Origin of the sequence: Chengkuizengella sp. SCS-71B (assembly GCF_040100845.1) — a bacterium.
GTDB lineage: Bacteria > Bacillota > Bacilli > Paenibacillales > KCTC-33759 > Chengkuizengella.
In genome coordinates this window covers 3,851,025-3,874,531 of sequence record NZ_JAZHSH010000001.1, presented here as the reverse complement: position 1 = coordinate 3,874,531, position 23,507 = coordinate 3,851,025, and the positions used below count along the sequence as shown (strand labels likewise).

At 32.7% G+C, this 23,507-nt stretch carries 2 protein-coding genes; both read left to right on the top strand.

The genetic code is table 11. The features are described 5' to 3' along the window. Positions 1-14 precede the first annotated feature (14 nt). Positions 15-15,728 (top strand): amino acid adenylation domain-containing protein, encoded by a 15,714-nt coding sequence (locus tag VQL36_RS18775; protein ID WP_349250766.1) that lies wholly within the window; start codon positions 15-17, stop codon positions 15,726-15,728. Positions 15,729-15,766: 38 nt separating this feature from the next. Then, entirely contained in the window at positions 15,767-23,497 is a 7,731-nt protein-coding gene (locus VQL36_RS18770; protein ID WP_349250765.1) for an amino acid adenylation domain-containing protein, read from the top strand. Positions 23,498-23,507 lie beyond the last annotated feature (10 nt).

Here is a 23,507-nt window from a genome sequence, read left to right as displayed (position 1 = left end):
TTAGGGGGAAGATGATGTTTACAAAACAATTTAAAACGTTAGAAGATGTGTTGATTGAGAGAAGTAAATTGGATGATAAAGGGATTGTATTTATTGAAGCCGATCACAAAGAAAGTAGGTTAACCTATCGCGAATTATATTATGAATCTCTCTATTTTTTGCATGATTTGCAAAAACAGGGTTTAAAGCCAAAGCAGGAAATTGTTTTCCAGCTAGAAGATAATAAGCAGTTTATCATCGCATTTTGGGCCTGTATTTTGGGAGGAATGATTCCGGTCCCTGTAAGTATAGGTAATAATGATGAACATAAATTAAAAGTTTTTAAAATATGGAACACGCTGCATAATCCTCACATGATTACTTCACAAAAATTCTTGAACACCTTGAAAAAATTTACTATTAAGAACAATCAAATCGATTCTATAGAAAATATTGTTGAAAGAATAACGGTTATAGATGATAAAAATTTGAGTCATACAAAAGGAAAAGTCATTCATAGTAAAGCATCGGATATCGCTTTTATTCAATTTTCCTCGGGTTCCACAGGCGATCCCAAAGGTGTTACATTAACTCATGAAAATTTAGTATATAATACTTGTGGAATAAATAACAGAACAGAAGTAAATCAAAATGATTCTTATTTATCTTGGATGCCTCTTACACATGATATGGGACTAATTTGTTGTCATCTTACACCTCTAATTGCTGGTATTAATCAATTTTTGATTCCTACTCCATTGTTTATAAGGCAACCATTATTATGGATGAAAAAAGCCAATGAACATAAAACTACCATTCTTTCTTCTCCTAATTTTGGCTACCAATACTTTTTAAAGTTTTTTAAACCTGAGAAAGCTAAAGGTTGGGATTTGTCAAATATTAAGATGTTTTATAACGGAGCTGAACCGATTTCTACGGAAGTTTGTAATTCTTTTGTAGATACATTAGCACCATACCATTTAAAAAGGACGGCGATGACAACCGTATATGGGTTAGCTGAAGCATCTGTGGGTGTATCCATTCCTGATATTAGCAAAGAATTTGAGACACTGTATTTGGATAGAAACGAATTAAATATAGGTCAAAAAGTTGTACAAATTAGTCCTCAAGATCAAAAAGCACTATCTTTTGTCAAAGTTGGAAACCCAATTGATTACTGTGAGCTTAGAATATGTGACGATCATAACAATCTATTATTTGAAGATATGATTGGTCATATACAGATCAAAGGAAAAAATGTAACACAAGGTTATTATAATAATGAAAAAGCAACCTCGAATATGGTTACCTCAGATGGTTGGGTAGATACAGGGGATCTAGGTTTTTACCATGAAGGAGAACTTGTGATCACAGGGAGAGCTAAAGATATTATATTTGTGAATGGTCAAAATGTGTATCCTCATGATATTGAAAGAGTTGCAATAGAAATTGGTGACGTTGAGCTTGGTAGAGTAGCGGTTTGTGGAGTCCATGATTTAAATAAAGATCAAGAGCAAATTGTCGTTTTTGTAGTTTCTAAAAAAAAGGTAGAAAAATTCCTTCCTCTTGCTACAGAACTAAAAAAGCATTTATTGATAAGGGGGGGCTGGGAAGTAGCCGAGGTCATACCTATTCGTCAAATGCCGAAAACAACAAGTGGAAAAGTTCAAAGATACAAATTAAGCAAACAATATGAAAATGGTGAATTTAAAGAAACATTAACACAGTTGAAAGAATTTTCAAATGAAGCAATGAACGATTCTTTCATTTTAGAAGATAAGTTTGAAGAGAAATTACATGATATTTGTAGTGAAATATTAAAAGATAAACAAATCAGTGTGAATGTAAGCTATTTTGACATTGGAGTTACTTCATTGCAAATCGCTCAAATTACAGAAAAAATAGAGGAAGAATTTAAGATAAATTTAAATGTTACTGATTTGTTTGCCTATCCTACCATCTCTGAATTATCAAAGTATTTATCTGAACAGAGTAATAAGAAAAATAAGAAAATGGAAAGTGATTCTATGAAACAAGCGAAAAATAAAGAAGGAGTTGAGGAGAGTCTACAAGATGGTGATATCGCTATTATAGGGTTGTCTATGAATTTTCCTGGTGCAGCATCAGCATATGAGTACTGGGACCATTTGGCAAATGGGAAACATAGTATTGCACAGTATCAACATGATAGAAAACAAGATGCACTAGATTACTTGTCTTTGCTGGACTGGGATAAAAGTGAAGATGAATTTGTTGAAGGCGGGTATTTGGATGAAATTGATAAGTTTGATTATTCATTTTTTAAATTAAACCCTAAAGAAGCCAGTTATATGGATCCTAATCAAAAACTTTTCTTAGAATCCTGTTGGCATACATTTGAAGATGCAGGATATGCAGGGGATCGAATAAGAGGAGAAAACGTTGGGGTTTATGTTGGATATTCAAAAGTAGGTTATGATTATGAACGCCTTATTTCAAAAAATAATCCTGAAGAATTGCAAAACTATATCGTGGGGAATTTGCCTTCTGTTTTGGCAAGTAGAATAGCTTATTTTTTAAATTTGAAAGGTCCAGCGATTACGATTGATACAGCATGTTCTTCATCACTTGTAGCCGTCCATATGGCAAGTAAAGCTTTAAAAAATGGCGAATGTGAGATGGCTGTAGCAGGTGGAATAAGGACGATCTTACTTCCAACTGAATTAGGTTTGGATATGGAATCCTCAGATGGACGAACTAGAACATTTGATATCAATTCTGATGGTACAGGTGTCGGAGAAGGTGTAGGTTCTGTTCTACTCAAACCGTTAAATAGAGCGATTGAAGATGGAGATCATATCTATGGAGTGATCAAAGGAAGTGCAGTAAATCAGGATGGTGCAACCATTGGTATTACAGCTCCAAATCCAGCTTCACAAACAGAAGTGATCAAAGAAGCATGGAGTGATGCAGGAATTGATCCAACTTCCCTAACCTTTATAGAAGCTCATGGAACAGGGACGAAACTAGGAGATCCTGTTGAAATTGAAGGATTGTGTAAAGCATTTGAAGATTATACAGACCATAAACAATTTTGTGCCATTGGTTCAGTTAAAACGAATATAGGTCATTTATTTGAAGCGGCTGGTATTGCAAGTCTCATTAAATCAGTACTGATGTTAAACAAAAAACAGAATCCTCCATTAGTGCATTTTCATAAACCGAATAAAAACATACATTTTGAAAAAACTCCTTTTTACATTGATACAGAATTAACTGATTTTGATAAAAGTGAACAGCCTTTAAGAGGAGGGGTTAGCTCTTTTGGTTTTAGTGGTACAAATGCTCATGTTGTTCTTGAACAATATATACCTTCAGAAAAAAAGACTGTTACTTCCCCTAAATTACCATATGTTTTTACAATATCAGCTAAAAGTAAATGGTCTTTGAATAAATTAATAACACGATATAAAAATATTTTAATAAATGATAATGAAGTAGAACTGCAATCTGTTTGTTTCACGTCCTCCACGGGAAGGGCTCATTTAGATCATAGAATTGCGATTGTGGCTTCTAGTAAAGAAGAGTTAAAACATAAATTAGAGGCAATAGAAAAAAACCAGATCAACATGAAAGGCATTTTTCAAGGAGAATATAAAATTGTTTTTGATTCTAAAGATCATAAAGCAAAGGGAGAGATCACTGAAAAAGAGCTTCAATTCATTTCAAACAAATCAAATGAGATCATTGAAGGAATTAGTATTCATGGAATAAAAGAAGAAACTCTACTATATCAATTATGTGATTTATACGTACAAGGAGCAAACATTAGATGGGATAAATTCTATTCCGTTCATCAAAAAATAAGGAAAACTCCTTTGCCTTTATATCCTTTCCAAAGAAAACGGTGTTGGGTCCAAGTAAATCGCAAGAATATTTCTAGTGTAGTGAATAAAGAACAGATTTCAACAATGAACGATTTTATAAATGAACCCAATCATCATCCTAGTAAAGCTGTATCTGCATCCCTCAAAGATATAGTGAGCAGAGTATCTGGATTAGAGTTAAATGAAATTAATGAAAATGCACATTTCTTAGAAATGGGACTTGACTCCATTATGTTAGTCCAAATTAGAAAAGAAATACATGAAATGTTTAATATTGACATAGAAATGGAAAAGTTTTTTGATTCCATTACCAATTTATATCATTTAAGTAATTTTATCACTGGAATGGTTTCGTCGCAGGATGTAGCTGCAACGATGATGGTAGAACGTTCCCCAGATAAAAATGAAATAAAAACAGAGAGAACAGAACAGTTCTCTAGTAATGAGATAGACACACATAAGAGTTCTGCAGAGCATATCATTTCAAAACAAATTGAATTAATGAATGAGCAGCAACAGAATTTTTCTAATTTAATGATGCAGCAGCTTCAAGTATTGGGCAACAGCAAAATAGCAACTACGGATCATTTTCCAAAGATAAATAATGTGGATACCACGATGAAATTGTCCAAAAAGGTGAATATTAATACTAAAGCAAAACCTTTTATTCCGTATCAACCGATACTGATAGAAGAAAATGATAGTTTTACTGATAAACAAAAAGAATATTTAAAACAATTTATTGCTGACTTTAACCAAAGAACGAACAATTCTAAAAAAGTGGCACAAGAAACACGAGATGTGCATGCAAACAATCGAAATGTGTCTGGATTTCGATTAGGTTGGAAGGAATTAGTGTATCCAATTGTGGCTGAGCGATCTGCGGGGGCAAAAATGTGGGATATAGATGGGAATGAGTACATTGATCTCACTATGGGTTTTGGTGTAAACCTGTTTGGTCATAATCCTGATTTTATTCAGCATGAACTTGAGCAAAGTGTGAAACCTACCTTACCCCCTTTAGGTCCCATGTCTGATATGGCAGGTGAAGTAGCGTCATTAATAAGTGAATTGACTGGTGTTGAACGTGTGGCTTTTTATAATACTGGATCAGAAGCTGTTATGTTTGCATTGCGTTTAGCAAGAGCAAAAACAGGACGAACAAAAGTGGTTATTTTTTCTGGTTCCTATCATGGCACATTTGATGGTGTATTAGGAGTTGCAAATCCAGAACCTGTTGAACCATCCGCGATCCCGATGGCACCTGGTATTACGTCAAGTTATGTAGATGATGTGATCATGTTAAATTACAACAGTCCAGAAGCTCTTGAAATGATCCAAAAACATGCTCATGAATTGGCAGCCGTATTAGTTGAACCTGTGCAAAGTAGAAGACCTGATCTACAACCAAAAAAATTTTTACAACAGATAAGAGAAGTGACAGAGAAGTCTGGAACTGCACTTATTTTTGACGAAGTAATCACAGGTTTTCGAATTGGAATTGGTGGAGCTCAAGCTTATTTTAATATTCAAGCTGATCTTGTGATTTATGGAAAAGTAGTTGGTGGAGGTATGCCAATCGGTATAGTAGCAGGAAAAAGAGATTTTATGGATCCTGTAGATGGAGGGACTTGGGATTTTGGTGATACATCTTATCCTTGTTATGCTGATCAAAAAACTTTTGTTGGTGGAACATTCTGTACTCATCCAATAACGATGAGGATAATGTTAAAAGTATTAAACTATTTAAAATTAAATGATAAAAGCTTATATAGGGAAGTTAATGAGAAAGCAGCCTATCTTGTAAATGAACTAAATGCATATTTTAAATCAACAGGTGTTCCTATTTATATGGTTAATTATGGAAGTCTATTTAGATTTGTCTCGTTTGGAGATATTGAATTATTTTTCTATCATCTCATTCATAAGGGTATATATATTTGGGAAGGTAGAAACTGCTTTTTATCAACTGCTCATACTATGGAACAGATAGATGAGATGATTCGAGTTGTTAAAGAAACAGTAAATGATCTTCGAAGAGGTGGATTTTTACCAGGACAGCCAGAACCGCCAAATGGTGGAGGAACTAACAATGACTCAAAAGTTCCTAATGAAAAAACGTTAAAATTAACAAATGAACAAAAGCAATTATGGATAGCTTCCATGGCTGGAAGTTCAGAGTCTGCTGCTGCAAATGAATCTGTTTTATTGAAGTTAAAAGGTTCAATAAATTTGAAAGCACTAAAAGAAGCGATCTTTTATTTAATGGAAAGACATGAGTCATTGCGGACAGTGATAGAGCCAAATGGTAGTTTTCAAATTGTAAAACCTGATTTAAATTTAGACATAAACATTGAAGATTTCACAAACATAGCTAAAGAAGAACAGCAAGAAAGAATTAATGAATGGCTGAAACAAGATGCTGAAAAAGCATTTGATTTAACATCAAACTTACCTTTATTTAGAATCAGTTTACTAAAACAATCAGATACCATTCATATGTTGTTGTTAACATTCCATCATATAGGAGTAGATGGTTGGTCTATTGGAGTATTCGTAAATGAATTAGAGAAAATCTATTCTTCCACTTGTGAAGGTTCTCAAGGGACCTTACCTATTTCTGTACAATTTGAATCGTTTCTAAATTGGCAGAATGGGTTACAACAACAGGGAGGAATGGAGCAAGCAGAGAATTATTGGTCTGAGAAGTTTATCAAACCTATACCAGTTGTACATCTTCCTTCCCTAAGTGGTCATTTACAACATAAAACTTATCAGTGTGATCGCTATTCGATTATATTAGATCAACAATTGACAAAAAAATTAAGAGCTTTAAGTATTGAAACGAAAAATAGTTTGTTTGTTACTTTATTAACGGCATTTAAATTATTTATTCACAGAATAACTGGAGAAAATGACATTGTTGTGGGTATTCCTACAGCAGGTCAAGCTCATATGGATGAGCACACCCTAATTGGAAATTGTGTTAATTTGCTTCCTATTTATAGTCAAGTTGAAGATCAACTTTCTTTTTCTAGTTATTTAAATGAGATAAAATCTTTGTTGAAAGAAATAGAAGTATATCAAAATTACTCTTTAGCTCAATTAGCAGAAAGAGTTAAAAATATTCCAGACATCCATATCTTATTTAATATGGACAGACCGATAAAAAATTTAAACTTTTCGGGATTAGATACAGAGATATTACCATATCCTTCTAAATATTCTTTCTATGATTTGTTTCTCAACGTGACCGATATTCAAAATGAATTATGGTTTGATTTTGATTACAGCGTAGGTTTGATACAACCTGAAGTCATGAAAATTTGGGCAGAAGGATTTATTTATATGCTGCAAACGATCACACAAAACAGTACAGCTGAGATTGCTCAAATTGGTTTAGTTACTCATGAAAATAAGGAAGAAATACTGAACTCCTGGAATCAAAATGCTCAAAAATTAAATAAGAAAATAATCAATCGAACAAATATATTATTGCCGACTGATCAATATAAGTACATGATATTAGACCGTTATATGCAACCATCTCCAATAGGAACGATAGGTGAACTATATATAAAAAGTGGCAATGAGACAAATCATACTGGGCTGCTTGCTATGAACGAATCTGTTGAAAAGATTGAAATCATAGGGGAAGTTGAAAATCAAATTAAAGTTCGTGGTTACAGTATGAATTTATGTCAACTTGAACAATTTATAATAAATCTTTTTCCAGTTTCCGATTGTGTCATTGTAGATAATAAAATGATATCACAAGAAGAACAAGGTTTGATTGCATACATTGTCGGGAAGGACAAATGGGTAGATACAAGATTGATTAGAAAAATGATGATGGAATTGCTCCCAGATTATATGGTTCCTAACGTTGTATTCGGAATGGATCATATTCCATTGAACTCTGATGGTAAAGTAGATATCCAACTTCTTCCAAATATTGAGAAAGATATGATTAATGAAGAAACAACGAATGAAACAGAAGAGCAGTTACTTCATATATGGTGTGATCTTTTAGATTTAAAGCAAATTGATTTACACGATGATTTCTTCTCTATCGGAGGGAATTCTTTGAAAGCTACCATCATGCTTTCAAAAGTATATGAGCAATTTGATATTCAAATCCAGATAGGACAGATGTTTAAGCATTCCACAGTGAAAGAGCTTGCCATGTTAATTAACGGTGGGGAGAAAGAGGATTTTAGACCTATTTCAATCATCAAAAAGAAAGACGATGTTTATCCCGTTTCTCCTGCTCAAAAAAGAATATATATCATTGAGCAATTGGAAGAAGAGACTATGATTCATAATATCTCAGGAAAGCTTATGATTGAAGGGGAGTTAGATGTAGAGGTATTAAATAATTCCCTAAACATATTGATACAAAGACATGAGATTTTTAGAACAGTTTTTGAGATTAAAGATGGGAATATTGTTCAAAGAATCGTTGATCCAATTGATTTTAAACTTGATATTACTAAAGTAGAGGTTTCACAAATAGATTCAGTTATTAAACATTTTGTGAAGCCATTTGATTTAACGAAAGCCCCATTATTTAGAGCAAAACTCTTAAAATTAGAGGAAAATAAACATATTTTATGTTTGGATATGCATCATATCATATCAGATGGGTTTTCCATGGCGATATTTATCGATGAATTCATTCGTTTAGTTCAAGGTGATCAATTACCAGATTTAAGCGTTCAATACAAAGATTTTGTTGAATGGAGAGAGAAAAATTTTAATGAAGAAAAGATAAAACCTATGGAAGAGTACTGGTTAAGTCAGTTTAGTGATGAAATCCCAGTATTAAATATGCCACTTGATAATCCTAGACCTCAAAGTTTAAGCACAGAAGGCGAAAGAGTAACTTTTACAATAAATGAGAAATTAACTAAACAATTAAATCAATTTGCAAATGAAACAAAAACGACGATGTTTATGTTATTATTATCCGCTTACAACATTTTGCTTCACAAATATACAGGTCAGGATGACATCATAGTCGGTACTCCTATATCAGGAAGAAATCATGCTGATATTGAACAACTGATCGGTGTATTTATTAATACGGTTGCCATTCGAAACAAACCTTCATTAGATAAAAAATATAAACAATTTCTACAAGAAGTAAAGATGTATTCTTTACAAGCTTTTGAAAATCAAGACTATCCTTTTGAGGATTTAGTTGAAAAACTGGATATTGAAAGGGATACGAGTAGAAATCCGATATTTGATACGATGTTTATATTTCAAAATATGGCTATTAAAGAAGTAGAAACGGGAAAACTGAAATTTTCTCCTACCGAATTAAATCCAGGGGTTTCTCCATATGATATGACATTGAGTGCTGAGGATCGAAATACATATTTGGTCTTTCATATCGATTATAGTACTGCATTATTTAAAAAGAGTACGATTGATAGATTTATTTCTCACTTTAATCACTTGTTACATCAAATTACAAAAAGTCTAGAGTTAAAGTTGTCAGAAATTGAGATTATACCTCCAGGGGAAAAAGAACAACTATTATTAGCTTTCAATGATACAAGGAAACCTTATGATAAGAATAAAATGCTTCATATTTATTTTGAACAGCAAGTGAAGAAAACACCACTTGCAATAGCCTTAGTATGTGGAAACCAACAAATCTCATATAAGGAGTTAAACGAAAAAGCAAATCAACTAGCACATCTACTTCGAGAAAAAGAAGTGAAACCAGGAAGTTTAGTAGGAATTATGTTAAATCGTTCTATAGATATGATCATTGGAATATTAGGTGTTCTAAAAGCAGGAGGAGCTTATTTACCTATTGATCCAAACTATCCTCTAAAAAGAATTGAATATACGATAAAAGATGCACAAGTAGAAATGCTGCTAGTACATTCTGATTTTGAAGAGATAATTAGTAGTAAGGGAACAAAATTATTAATTGTTGATGAGAGCTTGTACAAGGGAAATACAAGTAATCTGACTAATGTGAACCAATCAGAAGATCTAGCTTATACGATTTATACTTCTGGTTCAACAGGAAATCCGAAAGGGGTAATGATTTCCCATAGAGCGGTTCATAATTTTATTGAAGCGATGTGTGAGCAAATTCCATTTAGTCAAGGTAAGTCTATTTTAGCTCTCACAACCATTTCTTTTGATATTTTTGCACTTGAGACTTTACTGCCGCTTATGAAAGGGATGAGAGTAGTCATTGCTGATGAAAACCAGCAAATAGATGCGCAAGCATTGAAGGAAGTAATTGCAACAAATGATGTGGACATGATTCAAATCACTCCTTCTAGATTAAAGATGATGATGGCAGAAGACTTGAATCTAGACTTTTTAAATCATGTGACTGAGATCTTACTTGGAGGAGAGGCATTACCGACTAATTTGTTAAAAAGTTTAAAGCAATTTTTAAACTTAAAAATATATAATATGTACGGACCTACGGAAACAACGGTATGGTCTTGTGTAAGTGATCTTACCCATAAAGAAGTAGTAGATATAGGAAAACCAGTAGCAAATACTCAAGTGTATATTTTGAATGAAAATCAACAGATCCAACCGATTGGCATACCTGGGGAGTTATGTATTTCAGGTGATGGGTTAAGTAAGGGTTATTTCAATCAGGAACAATTAACCCATGAAAAATTTGTACCTAATCCATTTAAATCAGGTGAGAAAATGTATAAAACCGGGGATTTAGCAAAATGGTTTGAAAACGGGGTTATACAATATTTAGGTAGAATAGATCATCAAGTTAAAATTCGTGGATATCGCATTGAATTGGAAGAAATAGAGAAAGTAATGATGAAAAATGATCTGATTCAAGAAGCTGTTGTGTTAGCTTATGAAGATAAAAATAGGGACAAGTACCTTGCTGCTTTTTATGTTTCAAAAGAGGAACTTGTTTTAGATGAGTTAAGGAACAGTCTTATTCATGAACTTCCTGAATATATGATACCTTCGTATTTGACTCATCTTGATCATATGCCTTTAACACCAAATGGAAAAATTGATAAAAAATCATTACCTAAACCTGATCATTCATATAACAAAACAGTTAATTATGTCAAACCTAGAAACAATATAGAAGAAAAACTATGTCAATTATGGATGTCAGAATTATCTCTTAACCAAATTGGGGTTCATGATCACTTTTTTAAACTAGGTGGGCACTCCTTAAAAGCAACGATTCTTATTACCAAGATAAATAAAGAATTTAACATCAATATTCCAGTTCGTGTAATGTTTAAACACCCTACGATTAGTGAGTTGGCTGCATTTATATCTGGATCGGAGAAAAATGAACATTCATCTATACCTGTTGATAATGAAAAGAGAATGTATTCTTTATCACCAGCTCAAAAAAGATTGTTTTTACTTCAACAGATACATAAATCAAGTACAGCTTATCATTTGACAGGTGCCCTTCAGTTAGATGGTCATATAGACAGACAACGATTAGAGGAAACTTTCCATCAGCTTATTAGGCGACATGAAACACTTAGAACTTCATTTCCACTTGTTGATGGTGAACCTGTTCAACTGATTCATGAGAACTTAGATTTTAAGATTGAAATTTACGATTCGCAAGGTGAGTTAGACCCATTTTTAAATGAGATGGTCGTAGCGTTTGATTTAAGTAAAGCACCTTTGCTAAAAGTAAATCTAATCAAGATTTCCAATAAGAAACACCTATTGTTTATTGATATGCATCATATCATTTCGGATGGTACTTCCATTCATATTTTGATTCAAGAGTTCAATCAATTGTACAACGGGAAATCATTACAACAGCTTAACGTACAATATAAACATTTTGCGGAGTGGCAACATGATTTGATGAGAAAAGGCACCTATGACAACCAGAAAAAGTATTGGTTAAATCAGTTTAAAGATGAAATTCCAGTTCTTTCTTTACCGACTGATTTCCATCGACCACAAAAGCAGAGCTTCGAAGGAGATAAAATCAGATTTGAGATTGGTGAAGAATCTCTAGAAAAATTAAAAAAAATTGCAAATGAGACTGGTGCTACCTTATTTATGGTGTTGTTGTCTGCTTATTATATTTTATTATCAAAATATTCTGGACAAGAAGATATAGTAGTTGGTTCTCCAGTTGTAGGTAGAAATCACGCAGATGTTCAAAATTTAATCGGTATGTTTGTGAACACCTTGGCATTGAGAAATAGACCTGTTTCAAATAAAGAGTTTTCAGCATTTTTACATGAGGTTAGGGAAAATAGTGTTCATGCTTTTGATCATCAGCAGTTTACATTTGAGGAGTTAGTTGAACAGCTTCAGTTAAAAAGGGATTTAAGCAGAAATCCATTATTTGATGTCATGTTCAGCATGGAAAATAGTGATTCCGATGAAATGAAAATGAAAGGGCTAACGATTCAACCTTATGATTTAAAACAAAATACAACGAAATTTGATTTATTACTCGAAGCCAAAGAAGTGGAGAGCGGCATACAGTTTGGTCTTGAATTTTCTACAAAATTATTTACTAAACAAACGATAGAAAGAATGGCTGTACATTTTTCAAACATTTTGCATCACATTACTTTAAATAAAAATATCAAATTAAAAGATATAGATATGCTTGGGAATGAGGAACGAAATCAAATTTTAAATGATTTTAACCAGACTGAAGCTGAATTTCCATCCCATAAAACACTACATCAATGTTTTGAAGAGCAAGTAGAACAAAATCCAGATAAAATAGCCGTCATCTATGAAAGTGAGAAGTTGACATATAGTGAATTGAATCAAAAATCAAATAGTTTAAGCAGGACTTTAAGAAATAGAGGGATTAAAAACGATAGTATCGTAGCGATTATGTTGGATCGTTCTCTGGAAATGATGATCGGTATTATGGGTATTTTGAAATCTGGTGGGGCATATTTGCCAATCAGTCCTGAGCTGCCTAATGAAAGAATCAAATATATGCTTGAAAATAGCGGTGTGCAAACCATTCTATGTCAAGAAAAATATATCAATAAACTTAAGAATGAGATTGAGGCTGAGAAACTAGAGTTGATAAATGTTGAAGAAGATTCGTTGTATACCCAAGAAAGTTCTAATTTACCATATATAAATACTGCAAATGATTTAGCATACATCATTTATACCTCTGGATCTACAGGAAAACCAAAAGGGGTCATGATCGAGCACAAATCTGTTATCAATAGAATTCATTGGATGCAAAAGCAATATCCGATAGGTGATGGAGACACAATATTACAAAAAACACCGGTTTTCTTTGATGTTTCAGTGTGGGAGCTATTTTGGTGGTCAATGTATGGTGCTAGTGTATGTATGTTAAAACCTGGGGGAGAGAAGGAACCAAAAGCGATCATTGATGCGATCGAAAAATATAAAATCACAACGATGCATTTTGTTCCATCTATGCTTACTGCCTTTTTAGATTATTTGGATAATGTTGAACATAATTTAAGTCGTTTATCTAGCTTAAAGCAAGTGTTTGCAAGTGGTGAAGCATTGAATATAAATCAAACTCAATTATTTAATCAATGTTTGAACCGTGATTATGGTGTTAAGTTACACAATTTGTACGGGCCAACAGAAGCTACAGTAGATGTGTCTTATTACGATTGTTCATCAAAGGAAGAGTTAAATATTGTACCTATAGGCAAACCGATTGATAATACACAACTATATATTTTAGATAAAAATAACCAATTAATGTCTGTAGGATTACCGGGAGAACTTCATATATCAGGTGTAGGTTTAGCTAGAGGATATTTGAATAAACCTGAATTAACATCAGAAAAGTTTATAAACAACCCTTTAAAACCTGGTGAAAAGATGTATAAAACTGGAGATTTAGCAAAATGGTTACCTGATGGAAACATTGAATATTTAGGAAGAAATGATGATCAAGTAAAAATAAGAGGACATCGAATTGAACTGGGTGAAATTGAGAAACAACTGACTAAAGACGAAAAAATAAAACAAGCTGTCGTTGTGTTAAAGATGGATCAAACCAAAACACCAACCTTATGTGCATATTATATGGCTGATCATGAACTTGATGTAAAAAGAATGAAAAACAATTTAAGTAAGTTTATTCCTGAATACATGATTCCTTCTTATTTTGTTCAGATGGAAGAACTGCCGTTGAATCCTAGCGGTAAAGTAGACAGAAAGAAATTACCAGATCCTATCATAGACACGAAAAGCACCTATGTTAAACCAGAAAATGAAGTGCAGGAAAAAATGATTCATGTTTGGGAAAAAACATTGGGAATTAAAAATATAGGCATTGAACATAACTTCTTCGAATTAGGTGGAGATTCCATTAAAGCTCTGCAAATTTCTTCAAGATTAATGGGGGATTACGGTTTGAAGTTAGATGTTGGTGATCTGTTTGAATATCCAGTAATTAAGGATCTTCATAAATATATTACATTCACTACGAAAATAGCGGATCAGTCCATGGTTATAGGAGAAGTAAATTTGACACCTATTCAAACAAACTTGTTTGAGCAAGATTGGGAAGCTGTTCAGCATTATAATCAATCACTGATGCTTTATAGTGAGGGATTTAATGAAACGCTAGTGAAAAAGTCTTTTGAAATGATAGTTGAGCATCATGATGCATTAAGAATGACATTTGTAAATGAAAATAATGAGATATCTCAGATTAACAATGCAGCCGGTCATTCATCGATTGATTTGAAAGTATTTGATTTAATGCAAGAAGATGATTTAGACCAAATAGAGGTTAACGCTAATCTTCTACAATCATCATTTGATATTCAAAAAGGACCACTCCTAAAATTGGCCTTATTTAAAACCAAAAAAGGAGATCATTTGTTGATTATTATCCATCATTTAGTAGTAGATGGTGTGTCGTGGAGAATTATATTGGAGGATTTTTCAACGATTTACAATGGATTAATGAATAAAGAAGATTTTAATCTTCCAGCTAAAACGGATTCATTTAAATTTTGGTCTGAGAGTCTAAAGGCATATTCAACAAATAAAGAACTTTTAAATGAAGCATCATATTGGAGTAAACAAGAACAAGCAAACGTTCAAGTTTTGCCAAGAGATTATTCTGTATCTACCACGGTTGCAAAACATCAGAAAATAGAGAAATTGACATTAGATAAAGTGCATACTCAAAAATTATTACAAGATGTACATCATGTATATAACACTGAAATAAATGACATTCTCTTATCAGCATTATGTCAAGCCATTTGTGAATGGACTGGTCATTATCAAACTTTAATTCATGTAGAAGGACATGGTAGGGAAGAAGTTATGGATGACATGAATATATCAAGAACTGTAGGATGGTTTACTTCTATATTTCCTTTTGTACTGGAAATGACAAATGATAGCGGGATTTCAGATGTGATTAAACAAACAAAAGACAATTTAAGAAGGGTACCTAATAGAGGGTTTGGTTACAGTATTTTGAAATATTTATCCACTAAAGTGAAAGATGTCAATTTACCTTTAAAATTTAATGTTCAACCTGAAATATTGTTTAATTATCTTGGTCATATGGATAGCGATATAGGCACAGATACATTTAAGTTTTCAGATACTTCAACAGGCAAGGAAATCGGATCACAAATTAGAAAAGATTACGTATTTGAGATTAATGGAATGATTTTAAATCATCAGCTTGTATTGGAGCTTCACTATAACTCCAAATTATATAAAAAAAATACAGTAAATCAGTTCATAGCGTTGTATAAGAAAAATCTGGAAAATATGATAAACCATTGTTGTGAAAAAGAATCAAAGGAGCATACACCGACAGATTACCACTATAACAAACTTTCTCAAGAGCAATTAGAAAAGGTTTCGAGCTTATTTAAAAAGTAAGATTTAGAATTTAAATTAATAGATTTGAGGTGGCTGTTTTGATAGATTCTGACATTCGTAATATTTATAGACTCACTCCCATGCAGGAAGGTATGTTTTTTCACTCATTATTTGATCAAAACTCAAGTGCATATTTTGAACAAGCAGTATTAACATTACATGGGATTATTGATCCAGAGTTGCTTGAAAAAAGCTTCAACAAGCTGATTGAAAGATATGATGTGTTAAGGACGGTATTTATTTTTAAAGAAGTTGATCAACCTTTACAAGTTGTTTTGGATAAAAGAGAAGCTTCTATTTATTACAAAGACATCTCAAACTTAATGGAGAAAGATCAAACCGAACAAATAGAACAATATAAACTAAGTGAAAAAGAGAAAGGTTTTAATCTTGAAAAAGATATTTTAATCCGAATGGCATTATTTAAAACGAGTGAGGATAAAGTGAAGTTAATTTGGAATTTTCATCATATTATTATGGATGGATGGTGTCTAAGCATTCTTGCAAAAGATCTATTTCAAATTTATTTTTCACTAAAAAACAAATCATTAAATCAACTTACAGAAGTATATCCTTATAGTGATTATTTTACCTGGTTAGAGAAGCAGGATCTTGATGGACTTAAGTATTGGGAAAATATTTTAGAAGGATACGAACAGCAAGCAACGATACCTGCAAGTAAAAGTGCAATAAAAAAAGATGTAAGTTATGAGCATAAAAAATATTCATTTAAGTTAGATGAGGGTTGGACAAATGAATTAGAGAATGTAGCAGTAGTAAATCAGACTACACTTAGTACAGTATTTCAAGGGATTTGGGGAGTGCTACTACAAAAGTATAATAATACCGAAGACGTCGTATTCGGTTCTATTGTATCGGGCAGACCTCCTGAAGTTAGAGGGATTGAAAGTATGGTGGGATTATTTATAAATACCGTACCTATTCGAATCAAATCTGATGAACATAAGACCTTTAAATCTCTCTTATTTGAGTTGAATCAATCTTTACGTAAGGCAAATAAATATAGTTATTTGTCTCTAGCGGATATTCAATCTTCATCTGCATTAAAAAATGATTTAATTCAGCATATTGTTGTATATGAGAATTATCCTATGGAAGAAGTCATCATAAATGACGTTGATTATAATGATCAAATTACTATACTGGGTAGCGAAATGTCAGAACACACAAACTATGACTTGGAAATTATTGTGTTTCCCGGTAAACAATTAGAAGTTTGTTTCACTTATAATGGACTGTTATATGATGAAGTATTTTTTCATAAATTAGAAGTACATCTTAAACAAATAATAAAACAGGTCATCAATAATGATCGTGTTTTGATCAACAATATAGAAATGATATCACAAGAAGAAAAGAATCAAATCTTAGTTGATTTTAATGATACAGATGTTGCATTTCCAATTCAGAAAACAATACATGAGCTCTTTGAGGAACAAGTCCAGTCAAATCCTGATCAGACTGCAGTTCTCTTGAAGGAGAAGAAATGGACATATGACGAATTCAACAAAAAGGTTAATAGTTTCGCTAGAGTATTAAGAAATAAGGGAATAGAAAAGGATACAATCGTAGCGATTATGTTAGATCGCTCTTTAGAAATGATGGTAGGAATCATGGGAATTATGAAAGCAGGCGGAGCTTATATGCCGATCAGTCCTGAATTTCCAATGGAAAGAATAAAATTCATGCTTAATGATAGCAAGGCTCCAGTCATACTGACTCAAGGAAAATATATGGCGATGTTTAGTGAGCAATTTCAGACTGAAAAACTTCAAGTCATCAATTTAGAAGATAGCGATTTGTATAAATTGGAAGATTCTAACTTGCCTATCATTAATTCATCGAACGATCTTGCTTATATGATTTATACATCTGGTTCCACAGGTAATCCGAAAGGGGTTTTGATAGAACATCGTGCACTAATCAATCGACTTCATTGGATGCAAAAAAAATATCCAATAGGAGAAGGAGATGTCATTTTACAAAAAACTCCATTTGTGTTTGATGTATCGGTATGGGAGTTGTTTTGGTGGTGTATACAAGGCGCGAGTATATATTTCTTGGAACCTGGAGGAGAAAAAGAACCGGGTGTGATGATTGAGACGATTGAAGAGAATCATATTACAACTATGCATTTTGTACCTTCCATGCTTAGTGCGTTTTTAGAATATTTAGAAAATAAGGAAAGTGAAAATAGTCGTTTAAAAAGTCTAAGGCAAGTATTTGCTAGTGGAGAAGCCTTAAAAACTACCCAAGTAGATTCTTTTGTTCAATTACTCTACAAAAAAAATGGTACAAAGTTACATAATTTATATGGACCTACTGAGGCAGCTATAGATGTTTCTTATTATGATTGTGTTTCAAATGAAAAGATGAACGTTGTACCTATAGGTAAACCAATAGACAATATACAATTGCACATACTTGATAGAAACTTGAATCTTATGCCAATCGGTTTAACGGGTGAACTTCATATTTCAGGTGTAGGGTTAGCAAGGGGATATCTGAACAGAAAGGAACTTACTGAAGAGAAATTTATAAATAACCCCTTTCATTCTGGTAACAAAATGTATAAAACAGGTGATTTAGCAAGGTGGCTTCAGGACGGTAATATTGAATATTTGGGACGAAATGACCATCAAGTAAAAATTAGAGGTCATAGAGTAGAGCTTGGGGAGATTGAACAGCATCTGATTAACCATGAAAGTATTCAGGAAGTGGCTGTGATTACTAGCGAGATGAATGGGACCTTTTATTTATGTGCTTATTTCACCTCAAAAGTTAATTTAAATACAGCATCACTAAGAAGTTATATGAATAAGTGTGTACCTGAATATATGATTCCTAGTTATTTTATTCAACTAAAAGAAATGCCTATTAACTCTAACGGGAAATTAGATAGAAAAAAGCTGCCAGTCCCAACACAACAAATTAAAACTTCCTTTGTTGCTCCAAGAAATGTTACTGAGGAAACATTAAAAAACATATGGGAGCAAGTATTAGAAATAGAATCCATTAGTATTCATCAAAACTTTTTTGAGTTAGGTGGTCACTCATTAAAAGCCACTGTATTAGTATCCAAAATCTATCGTGAGATGAATGTAGAAATTAAGGTTAGAGATGTGTTTACTTATAACACTATCTATAAACTTTCAAATCATATCAGCAAGCAAACTAAAAGCAGTATTACACCAATTCCTTCATTGGAGAAGAAACAGTACTACGAAGTGAGCACAGCGCAAAAAAGGATGTATATACTAAATGAGCTGGAAGGTGAAAACAGTATAGCTTATAATATGCCATCCGCTTTTAAGGTTGAAGGAGATTTTAATGTAAATCACTTTTATCAGCAGATAGGTGCATTAATTGAGCGCCATGAAATATTTAGAACAAGCTTTGTGAATATCAATGGTCAAATACAACAAAAAATTCATAAAGATGTGGATGTTAAACCAGAATTTTTAGATTCAACCCTTATTTTAAGGGAGGAATATGAACAGATAATTCAATCATTTATTAAACCTTTTGACTTATCAATGGCTCCACTATTGCGGGTTAAAGTAGTGAGAACAGGTGAAAAGCAGCACCTTTTATTGTTTGATATGCATCATATTATATCCGATGGCATTTCAGGTAAACTTGTCATTGATGAATTGATTGGATTATATGAAGGGAAGGCCTTATCTCCATTATCTAATCAATATAGAGATTTTGCTGCTTGGCAAAATGAGCAATTAGAAACTAAAGAGATGAAAGTACAGGAACAATATTGGCTTCACATATTTAATGATGAAATCCCTGTTATGAACATGCCATTAGATTATAGAAGACCTTCAGTGCAAAGCTTTGAAGGAAAGAAGATTTTTGCTGTGACTGGAAATAAGTTGGCTGAAGAGATAAATGTCCTTGCAAGTCAAGCCAATACTACCGTTTTCTCAGTTTTATTTGCTGCTTATAACATACTATTAATGAAATATACCGGACAAAATGATATCGTTGTTGGTTCTCCAGTTGCTGGTCGAAATCATCCAGATTTACAGCAAATGAATGGGTTGTTTGTGAATACGGTGGCATTACGGAATTTCCTAGATGGTAAGAAGTCCTTTTTAGAATTTATTCAATACGTTTCAGAACGTACTTTGAAAGCAATTGAAAATCAAGACTATCCTTTTGAAAAACTGATTGATCAATTAAACATAAAAAGAGATACGAGCAGAAACCCTTTATTTGATACAATGTTTAGTCTATTTGAAGCAGAAGAACAAGAAATCACCATGGATGGGTTGCTTATAACTCCATATCCATTGGAAGAAGATACCGCAAAATTTGACCTTATGTTAGATGTATACACTGAACCATTCAATATAAGATTTGAACTGCAGTATTGTACAGACTTGTATAAAGCGGAAACTGCAGAGCGATTGTCTAATCATTATCTGATTATTTTAGAAGAACTAGTGAGAAATCCAAATACACTTCTTTCAGAAATCAGTTTACTTTCTGAAAAAGAGCAGATTCAGATTAAGGAACAATTTAATGGTAAAAAGAGAGATTACGATTTTAGTAAAACAGTTAGTCAACGATTTGAAGAGCATGTATTTCATTCAGCTGATAAAACAGCCTTAATTTATAAAGATAAAAAAATATCTTATGAACAATTGAATAAAAAAGCAAATCAAATTGCTAGATATTTGAGAAAAATAGGAGTTGGACCCGAGAATATTGTTTCCGTTATGCTCGAGCGATCGCCTAAATTTGTAGAGAGTGTATTAGGCATCTGGAAAGCACAGGCAGCTTATGTGCCAATCGATGTATCATACGGAACTGAAAGAAAGTTAAACATCTTAAATGATTCTAAAGCCAAAGTTCTCATCACAGATTCTCAATATTTGGAATGTAAGCTTGAAACTAATCATAAGATAAAGATTTTATGTCTTGATGAGCTGGAAGAAGAGATTGGTCAAGAAGAGCAGGATAACTTAAACCTGGAGATGGATATTAATCATTTAGCTTATATTTTATTCACATCTGGCTCAACGGGAAAACCAAAAGGTGTCATGATCGAACATATTGGCATGTTAAATCACATATTGGCTGAAGCTGAAGAATTAAACTTAGATTCAAGCTTAGTTTTTGCTCAAAATGCTAGTCCATGTTTTGATATTTCCGTTTGGCAATTTTTTGGTGCTTTGTCACTAGGTGGTACAACAGCTATTTATCCAAATGAACTTATATTAGAGGTTGATAAATTTTCTGAACAATTAGTTAAAGATGGCGTGACATTGTTAGAAGTAGTTCCTACTTATTTGTCTGTTTTATTAGATTATTTTGAGAATGAAAAGCTAGAATTGCCTTCATTATTAAATCTTATGGTGACAGGGGAATCTGTAAAACCTCATTTAGTCAAACGTTGGTTTGCACAGTTCCCGCAAATTAAGTTGGTAAATGCTTATGGTCCAGCAGAAGCATCTGATGATGTTAGCCAATTTATTATGGAAGAATTACCTAAAGAAGATATATCAAATATTTCTATTGGAAAACCAATAGCAAATATGAAAATTTACATCGTAGATGAAGAAATGAATTTATGTCCTATTGGTGTAGTTGGAGAACTCTGTGTGGCTGGAATTGGAGTTGGTAGAGGATATATAAATCATGCTGAGGGTACTGAGCAATCCTTTATGATCAATAAGTTTTCTGATCAATCAAACGAACGTTTATATAAAACAGGAGATATGGCTAGATGGAGATCTGACGGAAACATTGAGTTCATTGGAAGGAAGGACTTTCAGGTAAAAATCCGAGGGTTTCGAATAGAGCTAGAGGAAATCGAGTCCGCTATTTTAGAGCATCATGCTGTTAAAGAAGCAGTAGTGATTACACAAGAAGAAGATGAAAGATATATTTGTGCTTACATTGTAGCAAATCCTAATTTTCAACTAATAGAATTGAAAACAGAGCTTAGTGATAAACTTCCAGATTACATGATACCAGCATATTTTATGTTGATAGAACAATTGTCTTTACTTGTTAGCGGAAAAATCAATAGAAAATTGTTGCCAACACCAGATAAAACTAGTGGAACAGACAAAGAAATCTTATCACCTGTAAATGAAATAGAAGAAGATCTTGTCTCTGTTTGGAAAGAGGTATTAGGTGTTCAGTTCATAGGAACGGATCATAACTTCTTTGAGCTTGGTGGTGACTCTATTAAAGCGATTCAGATGATTTCTAAATTTAATAGTAAAGGATATTTATTAAAAACTAGAGACTTATTCCAATATCCGGAGATTCATAGACTTGCCAAATGTGTAAGAAAAGAAAGAAAAGAAATAGATCAAAGCGCAGTAGAAGGGAAGGTTGTTTTAAGTCCTATTCAAAAATGGTTTTTTGAGCAGAAATTTACGAATATGAACCATTGGAATCAAGCGGTGATGTTATTTAAGAGAGATCGATTTGAACTCCATATTCTTGAGAAGGCATTTACTAAAATGATAGAACATCATGATGCACTAAGAATGGTTTATTATCGTGATGATAATGGGGAAACAATACAATTTAATCGTGAAATAGGAGAAAGGATGTTTGATATAACAGTTTCAGATATATCTGAACAAACCAATGGGGAATTAATGAACACTATTTATCAAATTCAAAGCAGTATAGATTTAGAACAAGGTCCACTTGTAAAGCTTGGGGTATTAAAGGCTAAGGACGGCGATCACTTATTGATTGCTATCCATCATCTGATTATTGATGGTGTTTCATGGAGAATTTTGTTTGAAGATCTTTTAACTGCATACCAGCAAATGAGTCAAAATGATCCTATTCAATTACCTAGTAAAACGGATTCCTATCTAAATTGGACAAGTTCATTAATGAATTACGCAAACAGCAAAGAGATGTTGGAAGAATTATCTTATTGGAAAGAAGTTGAGGAAAATGCATTCTTTGCTATTCCTAAAGATAAAGAAGGTCTTGAAATTAGTACTAAGTATAATCAAACTTATCAATTTAAACTTTCTAAACAAGAAACTAGTGAACTTTTAACTAGTGTTCATGCCACATATAACACAGAAATGAATGATATTTTATTATGTGCACTAGGGATCGCAGTTAAAAATTGGACAGGGGAAAATCAAGTATGTATCAATTTGGAGGGGCATGGAAGAGAAGAGATTATCAAAGAGATGGATATTAGTAGAACGATGGGTTGGTTTACTTCTACTTATCCTGTAGTTCTCGATATGGATAACTCTGAAGATTTATCATACCAAATTAAGCATTTAAAAGAACATTTAAGACGAATTCCAAATAAAGGTATTGGATATGGAATTTTAAAATATTTGACATCTGAGAATTACAAAAAGGATATCACTTTTGATTCTACACCAGAAATCAATTTTAATTACTTAGGTCAGTTTGATACCGATTTAAATACAGAATTATTTGAAGGTTCTGAATTATCCTGTGGTCAGATGATAAGCCCGAATTCTAATAGGGAAGTCCCTCTTGACATCAATGGTTTAGTAGAAGAGGAAACGCTGAAGATGGAGATTACCTATAGTGCAAATGAATTTAAGGAAACAACCATTGAACGTTTTGGAAATTTCTTTAAACAAAGTTTATCTGATATTATTCAACATTGCATAACAAAGGAATCTAAAGAAATTACCCCATCAGACGTAGGGGGAGATGATCTTTCTATTGAAGATCTTGAAGCAATTTCAGCATTTTATGAAAGCTAAATTGAACAGG